The 14,824-nt window shown below is 64.9% G+C and carries 12 protein-coding genes; 7 read left to right on the top strand and 5 right to left on the bottom strand.

Going from position 1 to position 14,824, the window contains the following annotated elements:
• Positions 1–171: 171 nt before the first annotated feature.
• Together XH83_RS33880 and XH83_RS33875 are read left to right on the top strand one after the other, a co-directional pair.
• Entirely contained in the window at positions 172–948 is a 777-nt protein-coding gene (locus XH83_RS33880; RefSeq protein WP_246776375.1) for a helix-turn-helix transcriptional regulator, read from the top strand.
• Positions 949–1,115: 167 nt separating this feature from the next.
• Entirely contained in the window at positions 1,116–3,362 is a 2,247-nt protein-coding gene (locus tag XH83_RS33875; RefSeq protein ID WP_246776374.1) for a TonB-dependent siderophore receptor, read from the top strand.
• 425 nt (positions 3,363–3,787) lie between these two features.
• Here XH83_RS33875 and XH83_RS33870 read toward each other — a convergent pair whose 3' ends face one another.
• Both XH83_RS33870 and XH83_RS33865 read right to left on the bottom strand, forming a co-directional pair.
• Entirely contained in the window at positions 3,788–5,224 is a 1,437-nt protein-coding gene (locus XH83_RS33870) for a glutamine synthetase family protein (protein WP_194404895.1), read from the bottom strand.
• 132 nt (positions 5,225–5,356) lie between these two features.
• Complete coding sequence (locus tag XH83_RS33865) at positions 5,357–6,715, bottom strand: aromatic ring-hydroxylating dioxygenase subunit alpha (protein ID WP_194404894.1); 1,359 nt, start codon at positions 6,713–6,715, stop codon at positions 5,357–5,359.
• Between the two features lie 111 nt (positions 6,716–6,826).
• Between XH83_RS33865 and XH83_RS33860 the strand changes: the two genes are divergently transcribed.
• The gene (locus tag XH83_RS33860) at positions 6,827–7,612 is read left to right on the top strand and encodes an IclR family transcriptional regulator C-terminal domain-containing protein (RefSeq protein ID WP_194404893.1); all 786 of its coding nucleotides are present in this window, start codon (positions 6,827–6,829) and stop codon (positions 7,610–7,612) included.
• A 98-nt stretch (positions 7,613–7,710) separates the two neighbouring features.
• Here XH83_RS33860 and XH83_RS33855 read toward each other — a convergent pair whose 3' ends face one another.
• The 3 genes from XH83_RS33855 to XH83_RS33845 all read right to left on the bottom strand — a co-directional run bounded on the left by XH83_RS33855 (position 7,711) and on the right by XH83_RS33845 (position 9,807).
• Positions 7,711–8,391 carry a transglutaminase family protein gene (locus XH83_RS33855; protein ID WP_194404892.1) on the bottom strand — a complete coding sequence of 227 codons (681 nt, stop codon included), beginning with the start codon at positions 8,389–8,391 and terminating at the stop codon, positions 7,711–7,713.
• 112 nt (positions 8,392–8,503) lie between these two features.
• Positions 8,504–8,896: a group II truncated hemoglobin gene (locus XH83_RS33850; RefSeq protein WP_194404891.1), complete on the bottom strand. Its 393-nt coding sequence runs from the start codon at positions 8,894–8,896 to the stop codon at positions 8,504–8,506.
• A gap of 2 nt (positions 8,897–8,898) precedes the next feature.
• Entirely contained in the window at positions 8,899–9,807 is a 909-nt protein-coding gene (locus XH83_RS33845; protein ID WP_194404890.1) for a helix-turn-helix transcriptional regulator, read from the bottom strand.
• 136 nt (positions 9,808–9,943) lie between these two features.
• On the opposite strand from XH83_RS33845, the gene XH83_RS33840 reads away from it, so the two are divergent.
• The 4 genes from XH83_RS33840 to boxC all read left to right on the top strand — a co-directional run bounded on the left by XH83_RS33840 (position 9,944) and on the right by boxC (position 14,750).
• Positions 9,944–11,485 carry a benzoate-CoA ligase family protein gene (locus XH83_RS33840; RefSeq protein WP_194404889.1) on the top strand — a complete coding sequence of 514 codons (1,542 nt, stop codon included), beginning with the start codon at positions 9,944–9,946 and terminating at the stop codon, positions 11,483–11,485.
• A 96-nt stretch (positions 11,486–11,581) separates the two neighbouring features.
• Positions 11,582–12,400, top strand: coding sequence for an alpha/beta fold hydrolase (locus XH83_RS33835; protein ID WP_194404888.1), 819 nt, complete (start codon positions 11,582–11,584; stop codon positions 12,398–12,400).
• 18 nt (positions 12,401–12,418) lie between these two features.
• Positions 12,419–12,943, top strand: coding sequence for a DUF309 domain-containing protein (locus tag XH83_RS33830; RefSeq protein WP_194404887.1), 525 nt, complete (start codon positions 12,419–12,421; stop codon positions 12,941–12,943).
• A gap of 118 nt (positions 12,944–13,061) precedes the next feature.
• Positions 13,062–14,750: a 2,3-epoxybenzoyl-CoA dihydrolase gene (boxC, locus tag XH83_RS33825; RefSeq protein ID WP_194404886.1), complete on the top strand. Its 1,689-nt coding sequence runs from the start codon at positions 13,062–13,064 to the stop codon at positions 14,748–14,750.
• Positions 14,751–14,824: the final 74 nt, after the last annotated feature.

Raw genomic sequence — 14,824 nt, 5'->3', positions numbered from 1 at the left:
TCCAAACTGGGCGCAGAGGTCTTGAGTACGCCGCCGCGGGCCGTCAATGTCGCCGCGTAAGCGGATGCGATGCGGGACTTTTACGATCAAATTGTCGGACGGCCTCAAGACGAGGTCATCGGTGCCGCACAGCGAGGGTCTTCCGCTCAATGGCTGGATTTCCCGGGCTGCGTGTTCGTCAGAGGTGAGTTTCGCGCCGGTCTCGACGGGCCCGCGATTGTCGCGCCGGGCCTGTTCATCTCCGTCGCGTTCGACGAGAGCGCAAGCCGCGGCATTCTGACGCGCGCAGCCGGGGAAAGGCAGATGACGGCCATTGCCGTGCGCGAAGCCGCCGCTGCGGGACATTCGGTTCGGTGTGACGAGCGTCCTGCGATCGGCCTGGCGCTCCCGCAGGCCTCCATCGACGAGCTCGGATTTGGCGACGCGTTTCGGACGCTGTTCAGGGATGGCGACGCGGGCGCGGCCACGGTATCGCTGACGGTGTCGGCGCGCGTGCAGGCCGTTGCGGCGGAAATGTTCTCGCCGCCGGTCGCCGGAAGCGCCGCGCAATTGTTGCTGTCGGCGCACGCCGCCGAGATCGTGGTCCACGCCTTGTTCGGCGAGCGCGGCCGGATCGCGGTCGATCCCGCCGCCGATCTCCAGCGCACGCGCCTGCAATCGGTCAAGGAGCGGATGGATGCCGATCTCGCCTATCCCTGGAGCATCGACGAGCTGGCGCGGAACGCGGGGCTGAGCCGCCGCTCCTTCAACCAGAAATTCCAGATGGCGTATGGCGAGAGCGCGATCGACTATTTGCGGCGCCAGCGGCTTGATGCCGCACGCGATCTGCTGATTCATCAGCGGTTGTCGGTCACCGAGGCGGCCTATCGCGTCGGCTACGCGCATCCCGCGAATTTCGCCACCGCGTTCCGCAGGCGCTTCGGCCACTCGCCGAGCGGCTGCCAGTGAGCTTGCACTGAACTGCACCGAACTTGAAAGCCTCCAAGCGCGATCAAAGGTGATTTGCGCGCGCGCAAAGGCGGCGCACGTCCCGATCTGGTTACACCCGGGTTCGAACACGGAACTCGGGGACGATGATGACGCGGAATGACGGGCAAACACCCGGCTGGGAACGAATGGTGAGAACTGGTCTCGGCGCGGCCGGTTTGGGACTAGTCCTTCACGCGACGCCCTCGGCGGCACAGACCTCCGGGACCAATTCGACGTCGACGGCGGCGACATTGCCTCCCGTCACGGTGGAGGCACCGAACCAGGCGCGTCCGCGTGCCCAGTCTGCCCAGCGCGCCTCACAATCGCAGCGTGGCCGCGTCGCGTCGCGGCGCAGTTCCGAGGGCGCGCAAGCCGGAAACACGCGCGAGGCTGGTGACAGCAGCGGCAACGCGTCGAGCGAGCGCAGCTATGTCGCAAGCGGCAGCTCGGCCGGCACGAAGACGAACACCCCGTTGCTGGAGACGCCGCAGTCGATTTCCGTCGTGACCCGCAAGGAGCTCAACGACCGCGCCGTGCAGACGCTGACGGAGGCGGTCGGCTATCAACCGGGCGTCCGCATCGATGCGTCCGGCTACGATCCGCGCTTCGACGCCATCTCGATCCGCGGCTTCGACATCACGTACAACGGCGTCTATCTCGACGGCTTGCGTCTCGTCGGCGCCGGTCTCAGCGTGTTCAAGACCGAACCCTATGGCGCCGACAGCATCACCGTGGTGCGCGGGCCGAGCTCGGCCCTCTACGGTCTCGGCTCGCCCGGCGGACTGATCGACCTGCAGAGCAAGCTGCCGACCAGCCAGCCGTTCCACGAGGTGCAGACGCTGTTCGGCGACCGCGAGCGTGCGCAGGGCAATTTCGATTTTTCGGGGCCGATCGATCCCAACGGCCAGTTCTCGTATCGGCTGACCGGCGTGGTGCGCGACGCCGACGTGTTCGTGCCCGGCGGCAAGGACAATCGCACCTATGTCGCTCCGGCCGTCACCTGGAAACCGGATCAGTCGACGACCCTGACGATTCTCGGCGCTTACCAGAAATCGAAGACGCCGGGGTCCATGTTCACCTATTCTTCGGGCACAGGGACCGCGACGGACATTTTCACGGGCAGCCCGTCCTACAACTCGCTCGATCAGGAGCAGGGACGCGTCGGCTATTTGTTCGAGCATGCGTTCAACAATGCCGTGACCGTCCGCCAGAAATTCCGCTATGTCGACGTCGACGCGGTCACCCGCTATGTCGGCTTTCTCGGCGCTCCCGTGAACAACGTCGTCTCGCGCTATACCGGCTATGTCCACGACACCCTGCAATCGGCCATCATGGACAACCAGGTCGAGGCGAAGCTTTCGACCGGCCCCGTGCAGCACACGCTGTTGGTCGGCACCGACTACACCGCGTCGAAATTCAACGACAAGCAGGGCTTCGGCTTCGGCGTCTCCGACCTCAATCTGGCCGCGCCGGCCTATGTGCCGGAATCGATTCCCGATCCCGCGATCTCGACCTCGACGCGGCAGCGGCAGACCCAGTCCGGCGTGTACATCCAGGATCAGGCCAGGCTCGACCACTGGATCCTGACGCTGAGCGGCCGCAGCGACTGGGTCAGTACCACCGGCGAGGACCTGTTCGCGGTGACAAGGCAAACGCAGTCCGACCAGGCCTATAGCGGGCGCGCCGGACTGACCTATGTGTTCGATTCCGGCGTTGCGCCCTACGTCGCCTATTCGACCTCGTTCTTTCCCAATCTCGGCGTCGATCCCTCAGGTGCCTTTTTCAAGCCGACCACCGGCGAGCAGACCGAGATCGGCATCAAGTATCAGCCGCCGGGGACGCGGAGCTTCGTCACCGCTGCATTGTTCGACCTGACCCAGACCGGCGGCCTCGTGACGACGGGAACGGGCATCACGGTCCAGCGCGGCGAGATCCAAAGCCGCGGCTTCGAATTGCAGGGGCTCGCGAGCCTCGGCGGCGGCTTCGACGTCACCGCGTCCTATACCTATCTCGACATGGTCACCAAGCAGGCCGGAGACAGCGCGTTGATCGGCAAGTTTCCGTCGGGCAATCCGCCGCACACCGCGACGCTGTGGGCGAACTATGCCATGCCGCTGGCAGGCCCGTTCGCAGGACTGAGCCTCGGCGCCGGCGCGCGTTACATGTCCTCGAACTATGGCGACGATCTCAACACGTTCAAGAACAGCTCGGTGACCCTGGTCGACGCGGCGCTGAAATATGATTTCGGCCAGGCGGCAAGGGAGTTGAAAGGCCTGTCGTTTCAGGTCAACGCCAAGAACCTGTTCAATCTGCACTACACGACGTGCCAGGTCGGATATTGCTACCGCGGAGCCCCGCTGACCGTCATCGCTACGCTGGGCTATCGCTGGTGAGTCTCTTCGCGAGGCGTGGGTTGCCTGAACCAAGGTCCGTGGCCCAATAAATCCGGTGGCGCTGCAACTCGCGGACCACGCGGGTCGCGACAGAGGGGCATGGTCATCACCGCTAACTGGCCAATCCAGCTCACCTAAATTCCCGCCAGGGAGCGCTAGCGCGAGAGCCTGTGTGTGCCGATTTCGATCAGCGTCGCCCGGCAAGACAAGCGATAAATCAGGCTGAACAATTGAGCAAACATGATCGAACTCCACTGTTGATCACGGCCATGATCGTAGACCCTGCGTCTTTCGGGCGGTTTTCGAGGCGCCGGAAAACGGCTTCGTCGGATGTGCCAGGATGTCGTCGGAACAGGGGGCGACGAAGTCGCTTCACAGGGGCGTGAGGGGGCAGCGCTCTCTATGCCCTCGGGAAGCGTCGGGTATCAAAAAACCTCGAAATACTCGCGGTGCTCCCAGTCGGTCACTTCAGACAGAAAGCGGTCGATCTCGGCGTTCTTGATGTGGGTGTAATAATCGACGAATTCGGCCCCGAGCTTCTCGCGGAAGAAGGGATCGTCCTTCAGCGCCGAGACCGCATCGCGCAAGCTCTTCGGCAGCAGCGGCGCCTTGGTCTCGTAGGGCGTGTCGGCGGACGGGCCGGGATCGAGCTTGCGATCGACGCCGTCGAGGCCGGAGAGAATCTGCGAGGCCATGTAGAGATAGGGATTGGCGGCAGGCTCGCCGATGCGGTTCTCCAGGCGCGTGGCGGTATCATTGGCGCCGCCGAGCACGCGGATCATCACGCCGCGATTGTCGCGGCCCCAGATCGCGCGGTCCGGCGCCAGCGAATAGGAGCGGTAGCGTTTGTAGCCATTGATGGTCGGCGTCGTGAACAAGGTCGAGGCGCGGGCATGGTCGAGCAGGCCGGCGAGCCAGGCCCTGCCGAACGCGCTGAGCGGCTCAGTGCCGTCCTTGACCATGAACTGGTTCTCAGCCGTAGCGCGCGACACGATCGACTGATGCAAATGCCAGCCGCTCGCGAACACGTTCGGCAGCTTCGGGCGGCACATGAAGGTGGCGTGATAGCCATGGCGGTGTGCGATCTGCTTCACGGCGCTCCGGAACAGCACCATGTTGTCGGCGGGCTCCAGCCCCTTCCGCGGCGCGAAGGTGAATTCGCACTGGCTCGGCCCGAACTCGACCTCGACCGAACGCAGCGGCAGCCCGAGTGCGACGATGTCGCGGCGCAGAATCTCCAGCACCGGCTCCATCTGATCGAAGCGTTGCTCGGTCAGATATTGATAGCCGTGGCTGAGCAGGCTGACCGATGGCGGCGTGCCGGGCTGGCCGGCATCCTCGGGCCGCATATGCGCGTCGTCGAGCTTGAAGATGTGAAATTCGACCTCGAGGCCCGCAACGAAATCGTGGCCGCGGCTGGCGAGCTCGTCGAGCACCTTGCGATAGAGCGAGCGCGTCGCGAACGGCACCGGGCGGCCATCGCCGAAGAAGAGGTCACACAGCACCCAGCCCGTCGCCGGCGCCCAAGGCAAGACGCGAAACGTCGTGGGATCGGCGACCATCAGCACGTCGGCCGCGCCCTCCATCTCTTTCATGCCGAAGCCGCCGCCCGCGGTGAACACCGGAAACACCGTGCGGTGCGAGGTGTCCTTGGCGAGCATGGTGGTGGTGATCGAGCAGCCGCTTTCCAGCGACGCGATCGCCTCCGAGGCGATGATGGTCTTGCCGCGCAAGATGCCGTGCTGGTCGGGAAAGGCGAGGCGGATGACTTCGAGGTTCTTGTCCTCGACGAGACGCCGCATGCGCGCCGCCGCGTCCTTCTGCTCATCCGACCACAGCGCATGACGCGCGACGAAAGTCACTTTGATTGCTCCCTTGCTACCTGTCATTCCGGGGCGCGCGAAGCGAGAACCCGGAATCTCGAAATTCTCAGGTGCGCAATTGCGCACCATAGCTCGATGCTGGCGCATCGCCCAGAATGACGGTGCTACAGACTACTCCGCCGCCGTCAGCTTGTGCACGTTGTCGGCGATATCCTTCGGCACCGGCGCGGTCCAGGGCGCGCCGCGGCGGCGCTTGACGTCGACTTCCATCCAGTAGGTCTCCCAGCCCCGCGTCGGCCCGATGCCGTCCATGGTCGCGGGGCCCTGGATGCTGCGCGCATTGGCCTCGTCCAAAAACAGCATCGGCTTCTCGCCGCCGGAGACCTTCTCGATCTCCTGCCGCAGCAGGCGGCGGTACTGCACGATCGCCTTGTCGCTCGAGCCGAGATGCTCCCTGGTGCGGTCCTGGATCGCGCCCATCGATTCCACCGCCCATTGGTCGTGGACGTTGATGTCGGTGCCCATGCCGGTATAGGTCGCGGTCTGCTGCTCGTGCGGATCGAAGCAGTAATCGTTGGCTCTGTTCTTGCGCGACTTGTAGTCGGGCAATTCATAGAGCTCGAGCCGCTGGTCGCGCATCTTCTTCTTGTCGACCGGGTTCGCATAGCTGGTGAAGATCGCGTACCAGTAGCAGTTCTCGTCGTCGACCGGGACGTGCCACTGCGTGATCGTCATCTCCGTGCTCATGGGGATGACGAAGCCGTGCGGAAACAGCTGGTTGGTGACGCGCACATGGGTGCGCTCCTCGTCGATTTCGCGCAGCGCGATCAGCCGCAGGCCGTATTCGGTGTGCTCGACATTGATGATCGGCCGGTCGTATTCGCGCAGGATCTTCGTCATCGGCAGGTCGGAGCCGGCGGAAGCGCCGCGAAACTGCTTGCCATAGGCGGTGGAAGTGTCCTCGTCCTCGAAGAAGCGGTGCAGATAGGAAGCGTGCGCCGGATCGATGCCGACCTCGAGCGCCTGCAGCCAGTTGCAGGCCATGTGGCCCTTGAACGCGAACGTGTGGGTATCAGGTGCGACGAAGCAGTCGATCTCGGGGAAGGCCGGCGGTTCGCCTTCGCCAAGATACGCCCAGAGGATGCCGCTCTTCTCCACCACCGGATACGAACGCTGCCGGATGTTCTGGCAGAGCTTTGAATCCTTCGGCTCGGCAGGCGTCTCGATGCACTGGCCGGTGGCGTCGAACAGCCAGCCATGGAAGGCGCAGCGCAGTCCGCCATGCTCCAGCCGCCCGAAGGCGAGGTCGGCGCCGCGATGGGCGCAGTGGCGATCCATCAGGCCGTAGCGTCCCGTCTCGTCGCGAAACAGCACGAGGTTCTCGCCGAGCAGTCTGACGGGGCGGATCGGCCGCGAGCCCTCGAGCTCATCCACCAGCGCCGCCGGCTGCCAATAGCTCCGCATCAGCTTTCCGCACGGATCCTTCGGCCCGGTGCGGGTGATCAGGTCGTTCTGCTCCTGGCTCATCATGGCGTGTGCATCCTTGTGGAGTGGCGATTGTTCGCCTATTGAACGAATGGGCGAATTATGACATGCCTTGGATCGGCGGCAAGCACTATTTTGCAGGATTATCCCTCACCCATGCCCAAGCTGAAGCGAAGTGACACGGACGAGCGCGCGACGGATTTTGTCGAAGCCCTCGATCGCGGCCTGCGCCTGCTGCAATGTTTCGGCACGAACGCCGGTCCGATGACACTGAGCGACCTCGCCCGCGCCGCCGATCTACCGCGCGCCACCGCGCGGCGCATGCTGTTCACGCTCCAGCGCGGCGGTTTTGTCAGTGGCGACGGCAAGTTGTTCTCGCTGACGCCGCACGTGCTGACGCTGGCGGCGTCTTACCTGCGCTCCAACCAGCTCGTCGCGGTGCTGCAGCCCGTGCTCGATGGCGTTGCGACCGCAGCGAACGAAATCTCTTCGCTCGCGGTGCTCGACGGCGATGACGTCGTTTTCATTGCCCGTGGCAGCCCGGCGCGGGTGTTCTCGGGCGGGCTGGAGATCGGCTACCGCCTGCCGTCCTTCTGCACCTCGGTCGGCCGTGCCATGCTCGGCCAGCTCGACGATGACGCGCTCGCCGCGCGCCTGACGGCGATGAGGCGCGAGCCGCTGACGCCGCAGACCGTGACGGACGCCAAGGCGCTGCTCGCGCGCATCACGGCCGATCGTGCGCAGGGCTATTCCCTGGTCGACCGCGAGGCCGAGCCGCATTTCCGCTCGATCTCGGTCCCGGTCCGCCGCTACGACGGCGTCATCGTCGCCGCGATCAACATGGGCGCCCATGTCGACCGCGTGCCGGTGCAGGAATTGATCGATCGTTTCCTGCCGCTGCTGCGGAACGGCGCGGAGGCGGTGCAGTCGCGACTGCTGTGACTGCGTAGGGCGGATTAGCCGTGGGCGTAATCCGTCATCTTTCAAGTGTTGGCGAAGAGGGCGGATTACGCTTCGCTCATCCGCCCTACGCCGCCTCGTCACCGCCCTTCCGCCTCGCGCTCCATGTCGCGGCCCGAAAGATCCTCGCCCTGCATGTTGGCATAGTCCCGCGCCATCTCGCGCATCAGGAATTTCGCCGGCACGTCGTGGTAGGTGCCGCGATCGTTGACATATTGCATGTAGGCGCGGCCCTCGCCGTCGAAGGGATGCAGCAGCGCATCGGTGTGACCGTCGAAATCGAGCGGCGCCACGCCGACCTTGGCGCAGAGCGTATCGTTGAACGTGGGCGTCGCCTTGCGCCAGGCGCCGTCGACATGCACCTCCGTAAAGCCATGCCAGGTGAAGATGTCCGTGCCCATGCTCGCCCGCAGCTTCTCGGTGGTGAGATGGTTCTTGACGTCCGCGAAGCCGACCCGTGCGGGAATGCCATGGACGCGGCAGGCAGCGGCATAGAGCGCGGCCTTTCCAACGCAATAGCCCTGGCCCGCGGCGAGCACGCTTGAGGCGCGAAAGGTCTCGGCGACGCGCATGCTGACGTAAGGATTATAGCGGATGCCGTCGCGCACCGCCTTGTAGAGCACGCTCGCCTTGTCGCGCGCGCTCGCATCCGCGCGCACGGCGCCTTCGGCAAATCGCTGCAAGGCAGGATGATCGCTGTCGATGTACTCGCCGGGATCGGTGTAGAGGCGGCGGATCGTATCGGGGAGGATGTCAGTCATGGCGCCAGCTTAGCAGGCGATTTGCACGGAACTCAAATCACGCGATACACGGACTTTGCGCGAGGACGTTGCGTGTTCTCGACTTGCGTCGAGGCGCTGACCTTCCGTCTCACTACCGGTTGCGCATCCAGTCGGCGAGGCCGGACAGCGCCTTGTCGAGGTCCTGCCGCGCGGCGGCGTCGGTCACCGTCTCCTCCATCGCGCCGCGCATGCAGAGCATCCACGCATCGCGCTCGGCATCGCCGATGGCAAAGCCGATGTGCCGCTGACGCAGCCGCGGATGGCCCTTCTCGGGGGTGTAGAGCCGCGGCCCGCCGGTCCATTCTGTGAGGTAACGCTTCAAGACGTCCCTGATCAGGCCGAGGTCGTTCGCGTGCATGGCACGGATGATTTGTGCTTCCGGTAGCGTGTCCATGCGCTCGTAGAAGCGGTCGACGAGAAGGTCGATGGTGGCGCTGCCGCCGATCCGCTCGAACATGGAGGTGGTGACGTCGGTGGAGGTCATTTCTACAGCGCCACACTCCGCAGGCCGAAGCTGCGGGCTTCGTTTTGCAGCACCGGCCGCACCGCATCGATCAGCCGCGCTGCGGCCGCATCGACGGAAAGCCCCGCCGTATCCACCACCGCCGTCGCTCGCGAATACAGCGGCTCGCGGCTGAGCAAGATGTTGCGCAGCTCGGCCATGGCGGAGCGATCATCCGCCATCGGACGCAGATCGCCCTGGCGGCGGACGCGGGCCATGTGCTCTTCGGGCTCGGCCTTGAGCCAGATCGTGTAGAACGAGGTCAGGATCTGGTCGAAGGTCAGGGGCTCCGAGACGATGCCGCCACCGGTCGCCAGCACCATCAGCTCGTTGCGCGCCAGCAGCTGCTGCAGCGCCGCCTGCTCCATGCGGCGAAAGCCTTCCTGGCCGTACAGCGCGATGATCTCGGCGACCGAGAGGCCGTTCTGCTGCTCGACCTCCTTGTTGAGCTCCACAAAACTCCAGCCGACCTTCTTCGCCAGCATCCGTCCGAGCGTCGACTTGCCGGCGCCGCGCAGGCCGATCAGCGCGATGCCGCAGAACGGCGCGCGGCGCGGCGCGGTTGCGCTGCCGCCTGCGAGCAAATCTTTCGCCTGCGCGATCTGCGCCGGCGTCGCCTTGCGCAGGAGATCGCGAAACATCTGCCAGTCCGGCGTCGGATCGACTGACGGCAGCAGGTCTTCGAGATGCGCGCCCATCGCGTCGGAGACGCGGCGCAGCAGCACGATCGAGACATTGCCCTTGCCGCTTTCGAGCTGCGCGATGTAGCGCTCCGAGATTCCTGATACCTTGGCGAGCACCTTGCGCGACATGCCGCGCAACGCGCGCATGGTGCGCACGCGCTGGCCGAGTTGTTCGAGGAAGCGGGATTCGGCGTCGGGACTGTCGGTCATGAGCCTTCTTTAAAAGGTGTCTTTTGAAGGTTGTCCTGCGGCGCAATTTAATGAAACATAATGCCTGCTAGCATTGACAGCAAGCCGCCGCGGTGTCTTTCTATGAATTATAATTCTAAATTCGGGGGAGAAGTCCGTGAGCGAGGGATCCTACAACGCGGTGACCTGGCTGCTCGACCGTAACGTCGCCGAAGGCCGGGGCGACAAGCTGGCCTTCGACGACACCGTCTCGCGGCTCACCTATGGCGAGCTCCAGCAGCAGACCTGCCGCGCCGCCAACATGCTGCGCCGGCTCGGCGTCCGCCGCGAGGAGCGCGTGGCGATGATCATGCTGGATACGGTCGACTTTCCGGTCGTGTTCCTGGGTGCGATCCGCGCCGGCATCGTGCCGGTGCCGCTGAACACGCTGCTGACGGCGGACCAATACGCCTACATCCTCGCCGACTGCCGCGCCCGCGTGCTGTTCGTCTCCGAGGCGCTCTACCCCGTCATCAAGGACGTGGTCGGCCGCATGCCCGATCTCGAGCATGTCGTGGTCTCCGGCGCCAAGCAGAACGGCCACAAGCAGCTCGCGGAAGAGATCGCGGGCGAGAGCGATCAGTTCACCACGGCCGCGACCCATCCGGACGAGCCGGCATTCTGGCTCTACTCGTCGGGCTCGACCGGCATGCCCAAGGGCGTGCGCCACATCCATTCCAATCTGCAGGCCACTGCCGACACCTACGCAAAACAGGTGCTCGGCATCCGCGAGAGCGACGTGTGCCTCTCCGCGGCGAAGTTGTTCTTCGCCTATGGGCTCGGCAATGCGCTGACCTTCCCGATGTCGGTCGGCGCCAGCGTGATCCTCAACAGCGAGCGGCCGACGCCGGCGCGCATGTTTGATCTGATGAACCGCTACAACCCCTCGATCTTCTACGGCGTGCCGACCTTGTTCGCGGCGATGCTCAACGACGAGACCATGAAGAGCGAGCGTGGCGGCAAGGCGCTGCGCATCTGCACCTCCGCCGGCGAGGCGCTGCCGGAATCGGTCGGCCACAGCTGGAAGAAGCGCTTCGGCGTCGACATTCTCGACGGTGTCGGCTCGACCGAGCTCTTGCACATCTTTCTCTCGAACGCGCCCGGCGACATCAAATACGGCTCCTCGGGCAAGCCGGTGCCGGGCTATGCGGTGCGGCTGGTCAATGAAGCCGGGCAGAACGTCGCCGACGGCGAGGTCGGCGAGCTCCTGGTCGACGCGCCCTCCGCTGGCGAGGGCTACTGGAATCAGCGCCACAAGAGCCGGCGTACGTTCGAGGGACCCTGGACCCGCACCGGCGACAAATATGTCCGCGACGCCGACGGCCGCTACACCTTCTGTGGCCGTGCCGACGACATGTTCAAGGTCTCCGGCATCTGGGTCTCGCCGTTCGAGGTCGAGAGCGCGCTGATCACCCATCCCGCCGTGCTGGAAGCGGCTGTGGTGCCGGAAGCCGATCCGGAAGGCCTGTTGAAGCCGAAAGCCTTCGTCGTGCTCCGCCCCGGAGCGCCGACGGCGGAGCTGCAGGAGATGCTCAAGGAGCACGTCAAGCAGAAGATCGGCCCCTGGAAATATCCGCGCTGGATCGACGTGGTGGAGTCCTTGCCGAAGACGGCGACGGGCAAGATCCAGCGGTTCAAGCTGCGCGAAGGGGCAAATTGAAATCGCAGATGCCATGTCGGGCGGCCACCGCAAACTCCGCTGGACGACTGAGTGCGCGGAAAGCGCCTTCTGCTCATTGCGAAGAAGAGTGACGCCATGACCAATCTTTCCCCCACCGGCTTCCTCAGCATCGACGGCGCCAGCCTCGAATGCAAATGGCTCGCGCCGCAAGCCGCGGATGCACCCACCATTGTCATGCTGCATGAAGGCCTCGGCTCGGTCGGGCTCTGGGGCGATTTCCCGGAAAGACTTCAGCAAGCCACCGGCGCCGGCATCTTCGCCTATTCGCGCGCGGGCTACGGCCAGTCGAGTCCAGTCACGCTGCCGCGGCCGCTCGATTACATGCAGCGCGAGGCGCTCGACGTGTTGCCGAAAGTGCTCGACGCAATCGGCTTCAAGCGCGGCCTTCTGCTCGGCCATTCCGACGGCGCCTCGATCGCGGCGATCTATGCCGGTTCACACCAGGATCACCGCCTTCAGGGCGTTGCGCTGATCGCACCGCATTTCATCGTCGAGGACGTCTCGGTGACATCCATCGCGGCGATCAAGACGACGTTCGAGACCGCCGACCTCAGGGCGAAACTGGCGCGCTGGCACCAGGACGTCGACAACGCCTTCTACGGCTGGAACGGCGCCTGGCTCGATCCAAAATTCCGCGACTGGGACATCTCCGAATACCTCGCCTATATCCGCGTCCCCGTCCTGATCCTGCAGGGCGCGAACGACCAATATGGGACATTGCGCCAGCTCGAAATCGCCCGGGAAGAGTGCTATTGTCCGGTCGATATTAAAGTCATTTCAGAGGCGGGCCATTCCCCGCATCGTGAAGCGCCGGGGGCGACGCTTGACGCGATTGAGCAATTTGCAAGAGCGGCCCTGCGCGACGATCAGGGACTTCAGGTGCACGCCGCATGACCATGCGGAGGCACATCCATGAATGTGCCTTCACATGTGAGCGGTCCGTTGCCATGGCCGCAATGGGCCCATGTGCCGGGCGAGACCGGCGCGTCCGATGCCGATTCCGAGACGCTGGACATGGCCAAGGCGCTGGTGCCGTCGGCCTTCCGCGGCCACGTGCCGGCGCGGCATCCGGCGCTGCGCTACGGCCTCGCGCTCAACGACCGCGGCTATTTCTGGGAGGCGCAGGAGGTGCTCGAGGCGGTGTGGGCCGCGGCGCCCCAAGGCGGCCGCGAGCGCGTTCTGCTGCGCGCCTGCATCCACATCGCGAACGCGAATTTGCGGCTGCGCATGCAGAAGTCGCGTTCGGCGGCGCGCTTGTTCGGCGATGCGCTGGCGGAGCTGCGCAGCTTGAACTCGCGCAAGGCGGCCACGGGCGGCGACGGCTTCGTCGAGAGTTTTCCGGTCGTGGCCCTGATCGCGCAGCTGGCAGCCAAGCTCGACCGTCCGAACCTCTCCAAGGCGGATTGGATCGCACTCGGAGCGACCGTGCGGTCTTAAACCCTCCATGAAACAAAATGCATGTGAGCCCCGTTAAGGGCTAGACGCGACCGAAAAGATGCACTATTGTGCATCTAACGCTACAGCGAAAATGCATAATCAAGCTCAGGGATGACCCATGGCCGGGGAAGATCGGCGCCTCGCAGGCGGCGCGACATTCATCGATTTCCAGACCGAACCGTCCCGCTACAAGCACTGGAAGCTGGCGGTCGATGGCGACGTCGCGACGCTGACCATGGACGTCGACGAGAATGGCGGCCTGTTCGAAGGCTATCTGCTCAAGCTCAACTCTTATGACCTCGGCGTCGACATCGAACTGGCGGACGTGGTCCAGCGCCTGCGCTTCGAGCATCCCGAGGTGAAGGTCGTGGTGATGCGCTCGGCCAAGAACCGCGTGTTCTGCGCTGGCGCCAACATCCGCATGCTCGCGGGCTCCACGCATGCCCACAAGGTGAACTTCTGCAAGTTCACCAACGAGACCCGCAACGGCATGGAAGATTCGTCCGAGAATTCCGGCCAGCGCTTCATCACCGTGGTGAACGGCTCCGCCGCCGGTGGCGGCTATGAGCTGGCGCTCGCGACCGACCACATCATTCTCGCCGACGACGGCGCCTCTGCCGTCGCGCTGCCCGAGGTGCCGCTGCTCGCGGTGCTGCCGGGCACCGGCGGTCTCACCCGCGTCGTCGACAAGCGCAAGGTGCGCCGCGACCACGCCGACTTCTTCTGCACCATCGAGGAAGGCGTGAAGGGCAAGCGCGCCGTGCAATGGCGGCTCGTCGACGAGATCGCGCCGAACTCCAAGCTCGAGGCCAGGATCGCCGAGCGCGCCAGGGAGTTCGCAGGCCAATCGAAGCGCAAGGGCAGCGGCAAGGGTATCGCGTTGACGCCGCTCAAGCGCGTCATCGACGAAAACAGCATCCGTTACGGCTTCGTCACCGTCGACATCGACCGCGCCGCCCGCATCGCTACCATCTCGATCAAGGCCCCCGAAGCTGCGCCGCCCGCCGACATCGACGGCATGATGGCGCAGGACGCCTCGTTCTGGCCGCTGCAAGTGGCGCGCGAGCTCGACGATGCCATCCTGCATCTGCGCATCAACGAGCTAGAGATCGCCATGCTGGTGTTCAAGAGCCATGGCGATCGCGCTCATGTGCTCGCAGCCGATGCCTTCCTCGAAGCCAACAAGGCGCACTGGCTGGTCAACGAGATCAGGCACTACTGGAAGCGCGTGCTCAAGCGCATCGACGTCACCTCGCGCACGCTGGTGACGCTGGTCGAGCCGGGCTCCTGCTTTGCCGGCACGCTCGCCGAGCTCGTCTTCGCCGCCGACCGCTCCTACATGCTGATCGGCACGCGCCAGGGCGACAACCGTCCGCCGCCGTCGATCGAGCTCTCCGCGATGAATTTCGGCCCCTATCCGATGAGCCATGGCCTGACGCGGCTGCAATCGCGCTTCCAGGCCGATCCCTCCGACGTCGAGCGCGCGGAAGCCACGCTCGGCACCAGCCTCGACGCCGAACAGGCCGAGGAGCTCGGCCTCGTCACCTTCGCGCTCGACGACATCGACTGGGACGACGAGGTCCGCGTGTTCCTGGAGGAGCGCGCCAGCTTCTCGCCCGACAGCCTCACCGGCATGGAAGCGAGCCTGCGCTTCGTCGGTCCCGAGACTATGGAATCAAAGATCTTCGCGCGCCTCACGGCGTGGCAGAACTGGATCTTCCAGCGCCCCAACGCGGTCGGCGAGGAAGGCGCGCTGCGTCGCTACGGCAGCGGCCAGAAGCCGAAATTCGATATGACGCGAGTGTAACCACCTTCGTGTCCCGGGCGCGCTGCGGCACAAAGTGACGCTGCGCACAACCGGGACCCAGACGGACCAGACAA

It is taken from the genome of Bradyrhizobium sp. CCBAU 53351 (assembly GCF_015291745.1).
Lineage (GTDB): Bacteria > Pseudomonadota > Alphaproteobacteria > Rhizobiales > Xanthobacteraceae > Bradyrhizobium.
The sequence above is the reverse complement of the archived record's forward strand: the minus strand, read 5'-3'. Positions and strand labels throughout refer to the sequence as shown.

Coding starts and splice junctions, on each gene's coding strand:
- XH83_RS33875 (WP_246776374.1), top strand. CDS start 1,116: ATGGTGAGAACTGGTCTCGGCGCGGCCGGTTTGGGACTAGTCCTTCAC.
- XH83_RS33865 (WP_194404894.1), bottom strand. CDS start 6,715: ATGATGAGCCAGGAGCAGAACGACCTGATCACCCGCACCGGGCCGAAG.
- XH83_RS33860 (WP_194404893.1), top strand. CDS start 6,827: ATGCCCAAGCTGAAGCGAAGTGACACGGACGAGCGCGCGACGGATTTT.
- XH83_RS33855 (WP_194404892.1), bottom strand. CDS start 8,391: ATGACTGACATCCTCCCCGATACGATCCGCCGCCTCTACACCGATCCC.
- XH83_RS33850 (WP_194404891.1), bottom strand. CDS start 8,896: ATGACCTCCACCGACGTCACCACCTCCATGTTCGAGCGGATCGGCGGC.
- XH83_RS33845 (WP_194404890.1), bottom strand. CDS start 9,807: ATGACCGACAGTCCCGACGCCGAATCCCGCTTCCTCGAACAACTCGGC.
- XH83_RS33835 (WP_194404888.1), top strand. CDS start 11,582: ATGACCAATCTTTCCCCCACCGGCTTCCTCAGCATCGACGGCGCCAGC.
- XH83_RS33830 (WP_194404887.1), top strand. CDS start 12,419: ATGAATGTGCCTTCACATGTGAGCGGTCCGTTGCCATGGCCGCAATGG.
- boxC (WP_194404886.1), top strand. CDS start 13,062: ATGGCCGGGGAAGATCGGCGCCTCGCAGGCGGCGCGACATTCATCGAT.